The following is a 15,656-nucleotide window of genomic DNA, read 5'->3' as shown; positions in this document are numbered from 1 at the left end:
CCCCCCCCCCCCCCCCCCCCCCCCCCCCCCCCCCCGCCCGCCCCCCCCCCCCCCCCCCCCCCCCCCCCCCCCCGCGTTTCTGTGGCAGCGAGCGTCAGCTCTTGTCGCCCTGGGACGACGCCTCGTCGTCCGCAGCCTTGTCGGCAGCCGCCGTCGCCTTGGCCGCCTTCTCGGCGCTCACGGCAGCCTCGCGGACAGCCTTCTCCGCCTTCTCACGCGCGGCCTTGGCCGACTTCGACTTCGGCGCCATACCGGGCTTCGGCTTCTTGCCGCCGTTCGACCGGTCGGGGTAGCCGTGCTGGAAGCCGCCCTCACCCTCGTCGAGGATCTGCTTGGCCGAACCGACGATGAGCGGGTCGGGCTCGTGGATGAAGTCCGTGTTCTTGCCCGGGTAGTCGAGCGAGTCGAGCACGTAGCGCATCACCTCGACACGGGCGCGCTTCTTGTCGTTGCTCTTGATGACGGTCCACGGAGCCCACTCGGTGTCGGTGTGCTCGAACATGGCCTCCTTCGCCTCGGTGTAGGCGTCCCACTTGTCGAGGGAGGCGAGGTCGGTGGGCGACAGCTTCCACTGGCGCACCGGGTCGGTGCGGCGCTTCTCGAAGCGCGTGAGCTGCTCGGCCTTGCCGACGGAGAACCACAGCTTGCGCAGGTGGATGCCGGAGCCGACGAGCATGCGCTCGAACTCGGGCGCGGTGCGCATGAACTCGTCGTACTGTTCGTCGGTGCAGTAGCCCATGACGCGCTCGACGCCGGCGCGGTTGTACCAGGAGCGGTCGAAGAAGACGATCTCGCCCTTGGTGGGCAGGTGGGAGACGTAGCGCTGGAAGTACCACTGACCGAGTTCTTCCTCGGTGGGCTTGTTGAGCGCGACGGTGCGTGCACCACGGGGGTTGAGGTGCTCGTTGAACCGCTTGATCGACCCACCCTTTCCGGCGGCGTCACGCCCCTCGAAGATGAGGACGACCTTCTCGCCCGATTCCTTGACCCAGGCCTGCATCTTGAGCAGCTCGATCTGCATCTGGCGCTTGAGGTACTCGTACTCCGTGCGTGTCATCTTCACGTCGTACGGGTAGTTGTGCTGCCAGGTCTCGTCCTGCGTCTTGAACTTCTTTCCCATGTGACTATTGTCCGCCTTCGAGGCGCTTCCCGGAAGGGGTCGGGGGCATCGTTGGGACGTAGGTCCCCTTCCGTTCGCCTGCGCGTCGCGTTGGGCCCATCGTGTCGTGGAGGGGGTCGTTGGACCGGCGTTCTACAGTGGGCCCATGGCGCGCCCCCACTTCGCCTCACGGGTCGAGGACAAGCTCAACAGCTCCGCCGCGTCCGTTCTCTCGCGGCGTGACTGGTCGACGCGCGTCTTTCCCTACGTCGGGTACGGCTCGGTCGATCCCGCGCTCGAAGGTCGCGACCCGTTGGAGCGCACCCCGAAGCCGTCGACGTCGCGCTGGCGCGCCTCGTCCGGCCCGAAGCGACGCATCCCCGAGGACGGCATCGCGCGCGTCCTCGGTCGGGTCGTGCTCGGCAAGGACGGGCAGCCGTCGGTGCCGACGGCGAGCGACGACTCCCTCGTCCGGCGCGGCTTCAAGGCGTTCTTCTCCGTGCCGGAGACCGAACGCGAGGTCACGGTGACGCTCGGGGACGCCACGGCGACGGGCCTCACCGATCGCGGCGGCTACTTCGAGGTCGAGGTCACCGGGCACGGCCTGCGTCACGGATGGCACGACGCGCACGTCGAGTGCGACGGCGTCACCGCGGTGGCTCCGGTGCAGATCATCGGCGGGCACGTGCGCTTCGGCATCGTGAGCGACATCGACGACACGGCCCTCATCACGGCGCTTCCGCGCCCGCTCATCGCCGCGTGGAACACGTTCGTCGTCCGCGAGACCGTGCGCCGTGAGGTGCCGGGCATGGCAGCGTTCTACCGCTCGGTCCTCGCGCAGCATGAGGACGCGCCCGTCTTCTACCTCTCCACCGGCGCCTGGAACACGCAGCCGGTGCTCACCCGCTTCCTGCGCCGGCACGGATTCCCGCGCGGCACACTGCTGCTCACCGACTGGGGCCCGACGGAGACGTCCTGGTTCCGCTCGGGGCAGGCGCACAAGCGGCGCTGGCTGCGGCGCCTGGCTGCCGAGTTCCCGCACATCGAATGGCTGCTCGTCGGGGACGACGGCCAGCACGACCCGTCGATCTACGAGCAGTTCGCGCTGAGCTACCCCGATCACGTCGCGGGCGTCGCGATCCGGCAGCTGACGGTGGCGCAGCAGGTGCTCAGCCACGGTCACCCGCTCCAGATGGACGACGTCGTCGGCCGCGTGCCGGGGGTGCCGTGGTTCGAAGGTCCCAACGGATTCGTCCTGCACGGACACGTCTCGAAGGTGCTCGGTCATGCCTGAACTGCCCGAGGTGAGCGGCCTCGTCGGATTCCTCACCGAACGACTCGTCGGACGCGCCGTCGTCGGCGTCGAACTGGCGTCGTTCGCGGTGCTCAAGACGTTCGACCCTCCGCCGCAGGCGTTCGAGGGGCTCGTCGTCGACGCCGTGCACCGCCACGGCAAGTTCGTCGACATCGAGGCCTCGGGGCTGCACTTCGTCTTCCACCTCTCGCGAGCGGGGTGGCTGCGCTGGTCGGACAACCTCCCGACGACGACGCTGCGCCCCGGGAAGTCGCCCATCGCCGTGCGCGTGCGCCTCGACGACGGGGCCGGCTTCGACCTCACCGAAGCGGGTACGCAGAAGCGCCTCGCCGTCTACCTCGTGCGCGATGTCCAGGAGGTGCCCGGCGTCGCGAAGCTCGGCATCGACCCGCTGTCCGAGGAGTTCACCGAGGAGGCGTTCGCGGCCCTCGTGGCCGAACGACGCATGCAGATCAAGGGGCTGTTGCGCGACCAGTCGGAGATCGCCGGCGTCGGCAACGCCTACTCCGACGAGGTGCTCCACGTCGCCAAGCTGTCGCCGTTCGCCATGACGACGGCGCTCACGCCCGAGCAGGTCCACACCCTCTACGAGGCGCTGCGCACAACGCTCACCGACGCCGTCGCGGCGGCCTCGGGCAAGCCTGCGAAGGAACTCAAGGACGCCAAGCGCGCCGGCATGCGGGTGCACGGCCGGACAGGGGAGGCGTGCCCGGTGTGCGGCGACGTCGTCCGCGAGGTGTCGTTCGCCGACCGCTCGCTGCAGTACTGCGCGACGTGCCAGACGGGCGGCAAACCGCTCGCCGACCGGCGCATGAGCAAGCTGTTGAAATAACCCGAATCACACGATTTCACAGCACGACAAGGTGACACCGGCCTTCGGGGCTCGATACCGTTGAGGCCGCGAAGGGGCCGACAACGAAAGAAGCCACCATGAGTGACCTGACTCGCCGCGAGGCGATCGCAGGATCCGGTGCTGCCCTGACTCTGGCGATGCTGGGTGCCGGAACGGCACAGGCCGCACGAAGCGACGAGAACGAACCGCACGTCGTCGTCCTGCCCGTGACGCCCGACCGCGTCGCCGTCGTGGCGCGGGTTGGCTCGGGTGAGGTCCTGAAGGCTTCGCAGGGAGCCGAGAGCCGCAGTCAGACGGCCGTGAAGGACATCGCCGTGCTCGGCCTCGCGGTGGCGAAGAACGCACGGTCGCGCGTCGTCGTCGAGGTGGCCGACACGCGCCGCGCGATCGACGTCGACACTCGGGTCGAGGCGCTGCGCGCGTCCGAGCTGCGCGTCGTCAACAAGCGTGTGGCTCTCACGAACAAGGACAAGCCGAAGAAGCTCGCGACCGCAGGTGCGGTTGTCGTCGATGCGCGCCTGCAGCACCCCATCAAGCGCATGATCAAGGCGGCGAAGAAGGACAAGGTCGACCTCGAGGCCGTCAGTGGCTACCGCTCGTTCGAGTATCAGGAGAGCCTCTACGCCCGCTACGAACGTCGTGACGGTCGCAAGGCCGCCGACACGTACTCGGCGCGCGCGGGCCACAGCGAGCACCAGCTCGGCCTGACGATCGACGTGCGCGGCGCCGACGCCCTGCACGAGCTCGAGGAGTCGTTCAAGGACACCCCGACGGGCAAGTGGGTGGCTGCCCACGCGCACGAGTTCGGCTTCGTCGTGCGATACCAGGAGGGCCAGGAGAAAACGACGGGTTACCGCGCCGAGCCGTGGCACCTGCGCTACGTCGGTGACGACGTCGCTCGCTTCCTCCACGAGCGCCGCGACATCAAGACGCTCGAGGAGCTCTTCGACCTGCCGGCCGCGCCCGGCTACTGACAGACCTTCGACAACGCCGCCGCTCGATTCCGAGCGGCGGCATCGTCGTGTGCGGGTGGAGCCGGAGTTTCGGGGCCGCAGGGTTGACGATGCCCCCCGCGCCTTCGGCACAGGGGGCATCGCTCGGGGCTCACTTGGCGGCAGGCACCTTGGCGAAGGCCTCTTCCGCGTTGTGGCCACCGGAGACGTTGCCGATCGGCCAGACGACCGCGAGTCCCTTTCCAGTGATGTCGGAGAGCGGCACGCTGCCGAGCTTGCCGGTGCCGTCGTCGTGGAACCGGCTGTCGGCGGAGTCGCTGCGGTTGTCGCCCATGACCCAGACCTTGTTGTCGGGCACCGTGATGGAGAACTTCTCGGCGCACGGCTGCACGCCGGACTTCAGGTAGGGCTCGTCGACCTCGACACCGTTGACCTTGAGCTTGTTGCCCAGGCCCTCGCACGAGACCTTGTCCCCACCGACGCCGACGACACGCTTGACGAGGTGCGAGCCGCTCGCCGACAGGTGCGTCACCTCGGCGACCTTGCGGATCGCGCCGAACACGGCGTTTCCGCTCGGCACGGGCTGCGTCCAGTCGCCCGGGTCCTTGAAGACGACGACGTCTCCCCGCTTGACCTCGCCGAAACGCGGCGTGATCTTGTTGACGACAATGCGGTCGCCGATCTGCAGGGTGTTCTCCATCGACGCCGACGGGATGCGGAAGGGCTGCACGAGGAACGTCGTGATCAGTGCCCAGACGGCCCACACGACCGCGACGAGAATGACGCGATCGCGCCAGAGCTTTGCTTTGCCTTCCATACGGGCAAGTATGACGGGCCGGCCTGTGCGTTCCGTGGACGTCGGGCGATCTGCCCAACCGTCCGAGAGACGCGAAGGGGCGGCAACCTTCGTCAGGTTGCCGCCGCTCGGGGTGGTACGGGCTCAGATGATGGCTGCGTCGCCCGAGTCGGAGACGATCGTCTTGCCCTCGGCGTTCCACTGCTTCATGCCGCCCTCGACATTGGCGACGGCGCGGCCCTGGCCGGTGAGCCACTCGACGGCGCGGCCGCTGCGCGCGCCACTGCGGCACACGACCGGGAGGTCGCCGTCCACCTCGGGCAGCTCGTTCAGGCGGTTCGGCAGGTCACCGAGGGGGATGTGGATGGCGCGCGGCGCGTGACCGGCGTCGTACTCGTCCTGCTCGCGCACGTCGAGAACGACGGCGTCGTCAGCGATGTCCTTGGGGTTAACCGTGTTCATGCCTCCACCCTGCCATGTTCGCGCCGTCATCGGCAGGGGCGACCGCTGCGCAGAATTCACGCCCTGGGAGCGATGGTGGAGGTCTTCTTCGTGTGAGGCAAACTTCTTGCCAACTAAGTGGACTTCTACAGATACCTTGGTTGCGTTGAGGAAGTGGGCTCAGAAAACGTGAAGGGATGGCGAGTCGTGGGAGTCTTGGGTGCGTTCATAGTCATGGTGGCGACTGCTATGCAGAGTCAATTGGATGTGGCTGAGATCTGGGCATGGCAGAGGGTGTCGAAAAAGATTGCGCCAGAGATGGTTGATCAAGCAATTCCCAAAGGCACAATGTTTTTCCCTAGGGGGTGTACAAAAACCCAGATAGGCTCGCATGGATACCTGAAGATGTGAAAGTCAAGTTCGAGGATCGTTCTAAGCGATCGGCTGCTTGGATGGTGCTACTGCTGGGGGCCACCTTGGTCTTCGCTTCCGAGGTCGAAAGTGCGCTCCCGCAGTGGGGAGTGTTTGTTGGACTGGTATGTCTGGTGGCAGCGCTCTGGGTGGGCGACCTATTTACCAAGTCAATTTCTCGGCCCGCAGAAGAGCGGTGCACTGAGGCGATCAAGGTAAAAATTCCAATTTACTGTGCGCAGCGTCAAGAAGAGATGGAAAGTAAGAAGTTTGTTGCGCGAATCAAGAGGGTCGCGGTTGGGATTCTTCGGCCTGTGACCTCTGCGTTCAGTTTGTTTCGTCGGTTCGTGAGAGAGGGCTCTGCGAAGTAGTGCGCGCAAAAGTTCGCGGCCACGTGTAGTTCCGGTTCTCACGCGCGACCCGCCTCTGGGTGGCCACTGCCGCTTTGCGCTCGTCCGGACGATTGCCAGCTGTTGATGACCAAGGTGGCCCGGGGCGCGGCCCTCCACTCGTCTCATAGTTTGTGGTGCTGGTTTGAAGGTGGCACCATCCGGTCGTGGCTGATTACTGCCTGAGCACCCTGGCGCGTCGTCGACGAACGGCTTCCGATTTAGGGTGGCGGACGTGAACATCCTGTCGATTCAGTCGTCGGTGGCCTACGGCCATGCCGGAAACTCGTCCGCAGTCTTCCCGCTGCAGCGACTCGGGCACGAGGTGTGGCCGGTGTACACGGTGCACTTCTCCAACCACACGGGGTACGGCGAGTGGCGCGGCCCGGTGTTCGAACCGGAGACGGTGCGCGACGTCATCACCGGCATCGAGGAGCGCGGCGTCCTCGACCGCTGCGACGCGGTGCTCTCGGGCTACCAGGGTGGCGAGAAGGTCGGCGAGGTCATCCTCGACGCCGTTGCCCGCGTCAAGGCCGCCAACCCGAAGGCCCTCTACTGCGCCGACCCCGTCATGGGTGACGTCGGCCGGGGCTTCTACGTGCGCGAGGGCATCCCGGAGTTCATGCGCGACGTCGTCGTGCCGGCCGCAGACATCCTGACGCCCAATCAGTTCGAGCTCGAGTTCCTCGTCGGTCAGAGCGTCTCGAGCGTCGCCGACCTGCTCGCCGCCGCCGACGCGTTGCGTGCCAAGGGGCCGCAGGTCGTCCTCGTGACGTCGGTGCAGACCGACGAGACGCCGGCCGACTCCGTCCAGATGGCCGTCGTCGACGCCGAGGGTGCCTGGATCGTCACGACGCCGCTGCTGCCCATGTACGTCTCGGGCTCCGGCGACGCGACGGCCGCCATCTTCCTCGCGCGCTACATGACGTCCACGCCGGCCGAGGCACTCGCGGCCACGGCGTCGTCGATCTACGACGTCATGGAGCGCACGCACGCCGCAGGCTCGGGCGAGATCCTCCTCATCGAGGCGCAGGAGGCCATCGCGCACCCCGCGAGCGAGTTCGAAGTCACCCGGTTGCGCTGATTCTGTAGACGTTGCGCGCGCTATGTGACGCGCAACGTCTACAGAATCAGCTACTCCGTGACGATGACGTGCAGTGTCCTCGGGCCGTGCACGCCTTCGACACGGGAGAGCTCGATGTCGCTCGTCGCGCTCGGGCCGGAGATGAACGTCATCGGGCGACGTGACGTCGCTGCGTCTCCCAGGCGCGTGATCGCCTCGGGCACGTCGGAGACCACCTGATCCGCGGCAACGACGCAGACGTGGATGTCCGGCACCAGGGACAGCGCACGCCGGCCCTGGTCGTCGGCGTGGTCGAGCACGATGGTGCCCGTCTCCGCGACGCCCACCGCGCACGCGGTGACCACAGCGTCGATCTCGTTGAGTTGCAGCGGTGTGAGAGCAGAATCCTCGATCACCTCGACGCCGTCGAGTTGCGTCAGCCACGCGTCGTCGAGCCCGGGCGGGCGGACGAGCGACGTCGCGCCGTAGTGGGCGAGCGCCGCAGCAACGCGCGCCGGAACCTCGTCGGCCCCGCAGCGCTCGACGACGGCGCGGTAGTCCTCGACGCGCTCGACGAAACGGTCGAGCACCGGCTCGTCCATCGCCGTCGGGGCTCCGTAGGTCCACTCGACCGGAGCCTCGTCGGCCGCGCCCGAGACGTCGGAGAGCGCCTCGCGCACCCGAGCCAACACGACGTCACGGCTGCTCATCGCTTGCCCCCTCGTTCGCGGGCCCACCAGTCGCGGAACGACTCGGTCGGCATCATCTTCACGTCACGCGCGTTCGTCCACCGCGACAGCGGCGGAGGCAGGGGCCCGAACGACTCCATACGCCGCCCGAGCAGCCGCCCCGCGAGCCCGGACGACTTCGTCGCCATCGACCATCGACGGTGGTCGGCCATCATCCACGACGCACTCGCCATCATGGCGGCCTCGGCGTGCGGCATCGTGTCCTTCTTCTTCGCCTCGACGACGCGGTTGCGCTGGTGCACGAGCAGTTCCGCGAGCGGGATCTTGACGGGGCACACGTCGTTGCACGCGCCGCACAGGCTCGAGGCGAACGGTAGCGACCGGTCGATCGGGGACGAGGTGCCACGCAGCGCCGGCGTCAGGACAGCACCGATGGGGCCGGGGTAGACCGAGCCGTACGCGTTGCCGCCGACCTTCTCGTACACGGGGCAGACGTTGAGGCACGCCGAGCAGCGGATGCAGCGCAGCGCGTCGCGCCCGACCTCGTCGGCGAGGACGTCGGTGCGCCCGTTGTCGAGGAGGACGACGTGCATCTCCTGCGGGCCGTCGCCCTCGGCGGGGCCGCTCCACAGCGACGTGTACGGGTTCATCCGCTCCGCCGTCGAACTGCGCGGCAGGAGCTGGAGAAACACCTCGAGGTCGGCGAACGTCGGCAGGATCTTCTCGATGCCGACGATCGAGACGAGGGTGTCGGCGAGCGTCAGGCACATGCGCCCGTTGCCCTCCGACTCGACGACGGCGAGCGTGCCCGTCTCCGCGACGGCGAAGTTCGCGCCGCTGACGGCGACCTTGGCGCGCAGGAACTTCTCGCGCAGGTGCTCGCGCGCGGCGCCGGCGAGGTGAGCCGGTTCGGTGTCGAGATCGTCGGGAGCGGGCTTGCCGTAGCGGCCCATCTCCTCGAGGAAGATCTCGCGCACCTCGGCGCGGTTGCGGTGGATGGCCGGCACGAGGAAGTGCGTCGGGCGATCGTGACCCAGTTGCACGATGAGCTCGGCGAGGTCCGTCTCCCACGCCGCGATGCCTGCGTCCTCGAGGGCCTCGTTGAGTTCGATCTCCTGCGTGGCCATCGACTTGACCTTGACGACCTCACGGGGCGCGGCGACGGCGTCCTCGCGGGCGAGGCGCTCGTCGACGATCTCGCGGACGATGCGGTTCGCGTCGTCCGCGTCCGTCGCCCAGTGGACGTGGACACCGTTGCGCTGCAACGACTCCTCGAGTTGTAGGAGGTAGGTGTCGAGGTGACGCAGGGTGCGGTCCTTGATCTGCGCCCCGGCGACGCGCATCGCCTCCCAGTCGGCCTTCTCCGCGACGACGTTCGCGCGCTTGGTGCGGATCGTCGTCATGGCGTGATGGAGGTTCTTGCGCTGCACCGGATTTGCGAGCTGCACCGGCGCGGCCTTGGGGAACGGGGGTGAGTCGATGAGTTCGCCGGCGGGCGGCGCGGGCGTCAGACGGGTCATGACAGGGCTCCTTCCACGTCGGGTTCGGCGGCGGCGAAGTCTTCCTCGCTGTGCGCGAGCAGTTCGGCGAGGTGGATTCCTCGCACCTGCGATCGCTGGCGGGACAGCATTCCCTGCACGTTCATGAGGCACGAGTTGTCGCCCATGACGACGTACTCGGCATCGGTGTCGGCGACGTGGCGGGCCTTGTCGGCCGTCATCGCCGTCGACACATCCGGGTTCTTCACGCTGAACGTTCCACCGAACCCGCAGCAGCGGTCGGCGTCGGGCAGCGTGACGAGTTCGATGCCCTTCACGTTGCGCAGCAACTCGTACGGGCGATCCCCCACCTTCGTGATGCGCAGCGAGTGGCACGTGGGGTGGTAGGTGACGCGGTGGGGGAAGTAGGCGCCCACGTCGGTGACACCGAGGACGTCGACGATGAGTTCCGTGAGGTCGTAGGTCTTCGCGGACGTCCGTGCGACGCGCGCCGCCAACTCGTCGTCACCCGAGCGTTCGGCGAGCATCGGGTGCTGGTCGCGGATGCTTCCCACGCACGAACCCGACGGGGCGACGATGTAGTCGTAGGGCTCGAAGGCGTCGAGGTACGTGCGGATGCTCGGCAGCGCCTCGTCGAAGTAGCCGGTGTTGGTGAACATCTGCCCACAGCACGTCTGCGCCGGAGGGAAGTCCACCTCGCATCCGAGCCGTTCGAGCAGCCGGACGACGGCCTTCGGCGTCTCGGGGAACATCACGTCGTTGACGCAGGTGGCGAAGAGGGCGACGCGTTTGCCCGCGCCGGGTAGGTCGTTCGTGGTCATCACGTCTCCTTGGTGGGAGGTCACGGGAGCATCCAGGAAAGCACCGGGGTCGATTGTAGGCCGACGATGAGACACAGCGCCGCGAGCATGCCGAGGCTCCACCAGATCACCTTACGGAGGATGGCCGACTCATGGCCGACGAGGCCCACCGCAGTGGCCGCGATCGTGAGGTTCTGCGGGGAGACGAGCTTGCCGACGACGCCACCGGTCGTGTTCGCTGCGACGAGGAGCGTCGGGTCGATGCCCGCCTTCTGGGCAGCGGTCTGCTGCAGTGTGGCGAAGAGGGCGTTGGCGCTCGTGTCGGAGCCGGTGACGGCGGTGCCGAGCCATCCGAGAATCGGCGAGAGGAAGGCGAACGCCGCGCCGGTGCCGGCGGCCCATGAGCCGATGGTGATGGTCTGGCCCGACTGGTTCATGACGTAGGCCAGGGCGAGCACGGCGGCGATCGTCAGGGCCGAGAAGCGCAGTTGGTGCAGCGTCTTGCCCATCTCCTTGACCACCTTGCCCGGTCCGACGCGGTAGACGATCGCGACGACGATCATCGTCAGGATGAGCAGTGTGCCCGGGCTCGAGAGCCACTGGAACTTGTAGATGGTGGTGCCGGAGACCTTGCCTGCCGCGGTGAGGATGTGGCCGTCGAGGCCGGGCCAGTGGATCTTGAGGTCGGTGCTCGCGAGGAAGTCGCTGAGCGGCTTCACGAGCTTCGCCGCGGAGAAGACCGCGATGACGAGCAGGTAGGGGAAGAGCGCCATGAAGAGTCGGCCGGCGGTCATGCGCCCGACCGGCTCCGCGTTGGGAGCCTCGACGGTCTGCGCGTCGGCGGGGAGCTTCGCGCGCTCCTCCTCGCGCTCGGCGGTGAGGCGAGCCGTGGCCTCCGCGGTGCCCTTGGGCTTCCACACGCGAAGGAACGCGACGGCGGCGGCGAGGCCCACGAGCGAGGCGGCGATGTCGGTGAGTTCGACCGAGACGTACGACGCGCAGATCCACTGGGCAACCGCGAACGCGATGCCCGTGACGAGAGCGATGGGCCACGCGTCCCTGACGCCGCGGCGGCCGTCGGCGAGGATGAGGAGGAACAGCGGCACGAAGACGGCGATGACCGGCGTCTGGTGCCCGACGTAGGCGCCGATCTCCTGGTAAGGGATCTTCGTCAGGTCACCCGCGGTGATGATCGGGATGGCGATGGCGCCGAACGCGACGGGCGCCGTGTTGGCGACGAGGACGACCGTCGCGGCGCGCAGCGCGGAGAAGCCTGCGGCCACGAGCATGACGCCGGTGATGGCGACCGGAGCGCCGAACCCGGCGAGGGCCTCGAGCAGGCCGCCGAAGCAGAAGGCGATGAGCATGGCTTGGATGCGCGGGTCATCGCTGAGGATGTCGAAGACGGCCGCCAGATCCTTGAACCGGCCGCTGATGACGGTGACCTGGTAGAGCATGATCGCCGCGAAGACGATCCACACGATGGGGAAGAGGCCGTAGACGGCGCCCTGGCTCGCGGAGAGGAAGGCGAGCTTCGCGGGCATCCCGTACGCGGCGATGGCGACGACGAGCGCGACGGCCAGACCGGCGAGGCCCGCCTGGTAGGCCTTCCAGCGCAGCACGCCGAGCGTGAGGAAGACGGTGAGCAGGGGCAACGTCGCGACGAGCGCGGAGCCCCACAGCGACCCGAGGGGCGCGAGGTCAGGGGTGTAGCTCATGGGAGTTCAGCCGTTTCAGGAGGCGCCACGCAGGCGAGAGGGGCCTGCACTTATTGGTCAGACCATTTGACGAATGTAGAGGCGAATGTGATCTACGTCAATGCTTTGACCATTTCGAGTGTGTCGATGGACGGTCTGTGCTCGCGCTCGCGGAGTGCCTCGACGACGGAGGTACTCGGTGAGTCGCCCTAGGATGTGGCGAACATCGAGGAGGGTGGCCCATGCCGAACAAGCCGAAGGCGTTCGACATCGTTCGGGCGCACATCGAGGAGCGCATCCTCGACGGGTCGCTCGACATCGGCGACACCCTGGCCGCCGAGCGTGAGCTCGCCACGGAGTTCGGTGTCTCGCGAGGTGCAGTCCGTGAGGCCATCCGGGCGCTCGAGGCGCAGGGCGTCGTCGAGTCGTCCGTGGGAGCCGGGGCTGCCGGCGGAACGCGCATCATCCGGGCGCGAACGCGCGCCCTGACCCGGTTGCTGCGCCTGCACGTGGCGCTCGCGGGAGGGCGGCTGCGCGAGGTCGTCGAGTTGCGTGTGGCGTTGGAGCGTTCGAGCGCGACGCTGGCCGCGGCGTCCGTGACGCCCGAGGCGCTGGAGACGATGAGGACGTTGCTCGCAGAAATGCGCGGGGAGGGCGTCGACATCGAAACGTTCAACCGACTGGACACCGACTTCCACGTCGCCATCGCGCGGGCGGCCGACAACACCCTCGTCACGGACCTGACGATCGCCGTGCGCGAGTCGCTGCGCGCCCCGATCCTCGTCGCCGAACAAGGTTTGAGCAGTGGGGAGTACGCCGATTTCCGCGGCATGCTCTGCGAGCAGCACGAGGGCATTTTCGCCGCACTCGAAGCAGGTGACGGCGAGGACGCCGCGCAGCGCATCGAGACGCACATCCGTGCCGCCTACAGCGCGCTGCCGGTGCTAACGGCCGCGCCTGAGTAGTCGCTTCGGCAATGGTCGACAGCCGGAGGATCGGAGCCGAGCAGACGAGTGGTTGCCGCCACGCCGCGCAAATCTCAATCTTCGCCTAGAGCGCGCAATACGGTGGTGAGCATGGATCCGATTCGTAACCCGTACGCGCCCGGCGCAGGTCAGCGTCCGCCCGAGTTGGCGGGGCGTGAGGAGCAGATCAGCACGTTCGACGTCGTCGTCGCGCGCATCGCGAAGGGCCGCCCGGAGCGCTCGATCGTGCTCATCGGGCTGCGCGGCGTGGGCAAGACGGTACTGCTCAACACGCTGCGATCGGGTGCGGTGCGGGCGCACTGGGGCACCGGCAAGTTCGAGGCGCGCCCCGACCAGCGGCTGCGGCGGCCGCTCGCGAGTGCGCTGCACACCGCCGTGCGCGAACTCGGCCACCCGCAGGACGACGACGTCGACCACGTACTCGGCGTCATCAAGAGCTTCGCCCAGCGTGACGTCGACCCGAAGGCGAAGCTGCGCGACCGGTGGAACCCGGGCATCGACGCGCCCGCCGTCACCGGCCGGGCCGATTCGGGCGACATCGAGATCGACCTCGTCGAGTTGTTGACGGATGTCGGCGGCCTCGCGGCCGACGTGGGCAAGGGCGTCGCCATCTTCATCGATGAGATGCAGGATCTCGACCCCGAGGACGTGTCGGCGCTGTGCGCGGCGTGCCACGAGATGAGCCAGAGCTCGCTGCCGGTCATCGTCGTGGGGGCGGGGCTGCCGCACCTGCCGGCGGTGCTGTCGGCGTCGAAGTCGTACAGCGAGCGGCTGTTCCGGTACGCGCGTATCGACCGGCTGCCGAAGGAGGCGGCCTTCCGCGCGCTGCAGGGCCCGGCGCAGGAGGAGGACGCCGAGTTCACCGACGAGGCACTCGAGGCCATGTACGCCGCGACGGGCGGCTACCCGTACTTCATCCAGGCATACGGCGCGGGGGTGTGGGACCTGGCGCCCGCGTCGCCGATCACGGTGGATGACGTCAAGGTGGCTATGCCGGAGGCCGAGGCGGAGCTGGCCGTCGGGTTCTTCGGCTCGCGCTACGAGCGTGCGACGCCGGGCGAGCGTGAGTACCTGCGCGCCATGGCCGACGCGGCGACGGCGATCGCGGAGACCGCTGCAGCCGACGAGACGGGGGAGACGCCCGGGCTCGACGACATCGAGTCGGTGCCGACGTCGAAGGTGGCCGAGGTGCTCGGGCGCAAGCCGCAGTCGCTCTCCCCGGCGCGCGACTCGCTCATGAAGAAGGGCCTCGTGTACTCGGGCGAGCGTGGCCGCATCGCCTTCACCGTGCCCCACTTCGGGCGCTACCTGCGCAGCGTCGGCGGGGAGTAAGGGCGCAGCCTGGCTTTTCGCTGATCGTCCTTCATCGGGATGGCCGCGTCATGAGACATGACGTGTGCTGCGATCGGCCTCGGCGTGCCGCGCCCCTGAGAGCCTGAGAGCATCTGTCTTCGCGGGTGAACCGCACCGCTAGTTGACGTTGCCTTGGCAACGGATTATCTCGGGTGACCGCGGGTGTATCGCATAAAGGACAGTGGGCGACACCTCCACGGCAACCCGAGCCAGGGAGAAATCGGGCTATGTTCAAGTTCCTGGCTTTTCCACGCACGGAGGTTGCACGATGGCCGAACAGTCAGCACCGATCACCGAGGTGCATGTTGTCTGGCATTCCGAGTCGGCCCACGACAACATCCTGGGCGTCTTCGCAGATGCGAGTGAGGCCAAGGCCTACATGGGAAGCATCCGCAACGACTACGCGGGCGGCGTGTTCAGCACGCTCTTCCCCATCGGCATGAAGGGCACCGATCCGGAGCGTCGATACCTCGACTGACGGATACCGCAGCCGCGCAGGCGGGCGCGTCACGTACCGCAGCGACGACTGGGTCGAGACGCAGTCCTCCACCGGAACGCTGTTTCCCACGCAGTTGCCGACACGAGTTCGCCGCGTCGTCACCGACCCCGCGATCATCGACTCGGTCTCCTCGATCAGGCCCATCTGACACGCGAGTTTCGCCAGACGTTGGGGCAGAGCCGAGTTCGTACCGCGACGCGACGGCCTGACGCGGAAGCTGCCTGGCGCGCTGCATCGCCCACCGCGGGCTCAAGGGCCCGGCCGAACCACCGAACGAGGGCCGACCGGTTCCGGTTGAAGCCTTGCTCACCGTCGGGTGAGGGTGTTGGCTGACGCGGGTGAGAGTCGAACGTGTTGTTCCCAATCTGGTCGTGACCGACCTCGACGCCGGGGTGGCCCACCACCGCGCCGTTCTCGGCCTCGACGTGCTCATGGATCACGGGTGGATCGTCACCCTCGGCGACGCCGACGGCCACCAACTCAGTGTCATGACGCAGGACGCATCGGCCGCGATGAATCCGGGCGTCTCCGTCTTCGTCGACGATGTGCACGAGGCGTATCGGCGCGCGCAGGAGGCCGGGTTCGACATCGTTCATCCGCTCACCGACGAGCCATGGGGCGTCACCCGGTTCTTCTACCGCGACGAGAGCGGAAACGTCGTCAACGTCGGGATGCACACGCCCTGAGCGAGGCGATGGGTCGCGAGTTCGAGCAGATCAAGGCCGAGGCCGCAGCCCCGCCCGAATGAGCCCACAGAGCTGCAGACGTGGGCCCATGATGGGCTCATGACTTCACCGAGCATCGTTCTGCATT

Annotated in this window: 15 protein-coding genes; 8 read left to right on the top strand and 7 right to left on the bottom strand. The window is 67.7% G+C overall.

The window, feature by feature from the left end; all coding sequences use genetic code 11:
• Positions 1-94: 94 nt before the first annotated feature.
• A complete protein-coding gene (gene ppk2, locus K9D12_RS14360) occupies positions 95-1,120 on the bottom strand; it encodes a polyphosphate kinase 2 (RefSeq protein ID WP_047310786.1) in 1,026 nt (341 codons plus the stop codon).
• A gap of 145 nt (positions 1,121-1,265) precedes the next feature.
• Here ppk2 and K9D12_RS14355 point away from each other — a divergent pair, with 145 nt between their 5' ends.
• The 3 genes from K9D12_RS14355 to K9D12_RS14345 all read left to right on the top strand — a co-directional run bounded on the left by K9D12_RS14355 (position 1,266) and on the right by K9D12_RS14345 (position 4,241).
• On the top strand, positions 1,266-2,393 hold the full coding sequence (locus K9D12_RS14355) for an App1 family protein (protein WP_047310785.1): 1,128 nt from the start codon (positions 1,266-1,268) through the stop codon (positions 2,391-2,393).
• Positions 2,386-3,246, top strand: coding sequence for an Fpg/Nei family DNA glycosylase (locus K9D12_RS14350; protein WP_047310784.1), 861 nt, complete (start codon positions 2,386-2,388; stop codon positions 3,244-3,246). The genes K9D12_RS14355 and K9D12_RS14350 overlap by 8 nt, the downstream gene beginning before the upstream one ends.
• A 98-nt stretch (positions 3,247-3,344) precedes the next feature.
• The gene (locus K9D12_RS14345; protein WP_129666386.1) at positions 3,345-4,241 is read left to right on the top strand and encodes a M15 family metallopeptidase; all 897 of its coding nucleotides are present in this window, start codon (positions 3,345-3,347) and stop codon (positions 4,239-4,241) included.
• A 130-nt stretch (positions 4,242-4,371) separates the two neighbouring features.
• Here K9D12_RS14345 and lepB read toward each other — a convergent pair whose 3' ends face one another.
• The gene (lepB, locus tag K9D12_RS14340) at positions 4,372-5,037 is read right to left on the bottom strand and encodes a signal peptidase I (protein ID WP_129666388.1); all 666 of its coding nucleotides are present in this window, start codon (positions 5,035-5,037) and stop codon (positions 4,372-4,374) included.
• Positions 5,038-5,160: 123 nt separating this feature from the next.
• Positions 5,161-5,478, bottom strand: a complete 318-nt coding sequence (locus K9D12_RS14335; protein ID WP_129666390.1) for a rhodanese-like domain-containing protein — start codon at positions 5,476-5,478, stop codon at positions 5,161-5,163.
• A 1,014-nt stretch (positions 5,479-6,492) separates the two neighbouring features.
• Here K9D12_RS14335 and pdxY point away from each other — a divergent pair.
• Positions 6,493-7,341 (top strand): pyridoxal kinase PdxY, encoded by an 849-nt coding sequence (gene pdxY / locus K9D12_RS14330; RefSeq protein ID WP_047311190.1) that lies wholly within the window; start codon positions 6,493-6,495, stop codon positions 7,339-7,341.
• Between the two features lie 50 nt (positions 7,342-7,391).
• On the opposite strand, the gene K9D12_RS14325 is transcribed toward pdxY, so the two are convergent.
• The 4 genes from K9D12_RS14325 to K9D12_RS14310 are packed head-to-tail and all read right to left on the bottom strand — an operon-like array spanning position 7,392 to position 12,026.
• Positions 7,392-8,030, bottom strand: a complete 639-nt coding sequence (locus K9D12_RS14325) for an LUD domain-containing protein (RefSeq protein ID WP_047310780.1) — start codon at positions 8,028-8,030, stop codon at positions 7,392-7,394.
• Complete coding sequence (locus tag K9D12_RS14320) at positions 8,027-9,529, bottom strand: LutB/LldF family L-lactate oxidation iron-sulfur protein (RefSeq protein WP_129666394.1); 1,503 nt, start codon at positions 9,527-9,529, stop codon at positions 8,027-8,029. Before K9D12_RS14320 ends, K9D12_RS14325 begins: the two co-directional genes overlap by 4 nt.
• Positions 9,526-10,329: a (Fe-S)-binding protein gene (locus K9D12_RS14315; protein ID WP_118913845.1), complete on the bottom strand. Its 804-nt coding sequence runs from the start codon at positions 10,327-10,329 to the stop codon at positions 9,526-9,528. The genes K9D12_RS14320 and K9D12_RS14315 overlap by 4 nt, the downstream gene beginning before the upstream one ends.
• A gap of 20 nt (positions 10,330-10,349) precedes the next feature.
• Entirely contained in the window at positions 10,350-12,026 is a 1,677-nt protein-coding gene (locus K9D12_RS14310; protein WP_047310777.1) for an L-lactate permease, read from the bottom strand.
• Between the two features lie 221 nt (positions 12,027-12,247).
• Here K9D12_RS14310 and K9D12_RS14305 point away from each other — a divergent pair, with 221 nt between their 5' ends.
• From K9D12_RS14305 to K9D12_RS14290, 4 genes are all read left to right on the top strand, one after another.
• Positions 12,248-12,970 carry a FadR/GntR family transcriptional regulator gene (locus tag K9D12_RS14305; protein WP_223060552.1) on the top strand — a complete coding sequence of 241 codons (723 nt, stop codon included), beginning with the start codon at positions 12,248-12,250 and terminating at the stop codon, positions 12,968-12,970.
• A gap of 111 nt (positions 12,971-13,081) precedes the next feature.
• The gene (locus K9D12_RS14300) at positions 13,082-14,323 is read left to right on the top strand and encodes an ATP-binding protein (RefSeq protein WP_223060551.1); all 1,242 of its coding nucleotides are present in this window, start codon (positions 13,082-13,084) and stop codon (positions 14,321-14,323) included.
• 289 nt (positions 14,324-14,612) lie between these two features.
• Positions 14,613-14,822 carry a hypothetical protein gene (locus K9D12_RS14295; protein WP_129666402.1) on the top strand — a complete coding sequence of 70 codons (210 nt, stop codon included), beginning with the start codon at positions 14,613-14,615 and terminating at the stop codon, positions 14,820-14,822.
• Positions 14,823-15,214: 392 nt separating this feature from the next.
• Entirely contained in the window at positions 15,215-15,529 is a 315-nt protein-coding gene (locus K9D12_RS14290; protein WP_231579510.1) for a VOC family protein, read from the top strand.
• Positions 15,530-15,656 lie beyond the last annotated feature (127 nt).

The organism is Dermacoccus sp. Tok2021 (genome assembly GCF_019895135.1).
Taxonomy (GTDB): domain Bacteria; phylum Actinomycetota; class Actinomycetes; order Actinomycetales; family Dermatophilaceae; genus Dermacoccus; species Dermacoccus abyssi.
The sequence above is the reverse complement of the archived record's forward strand: the minus strand, read 5'-3'. Positions and strand labels throughout refer to the sequence as shown.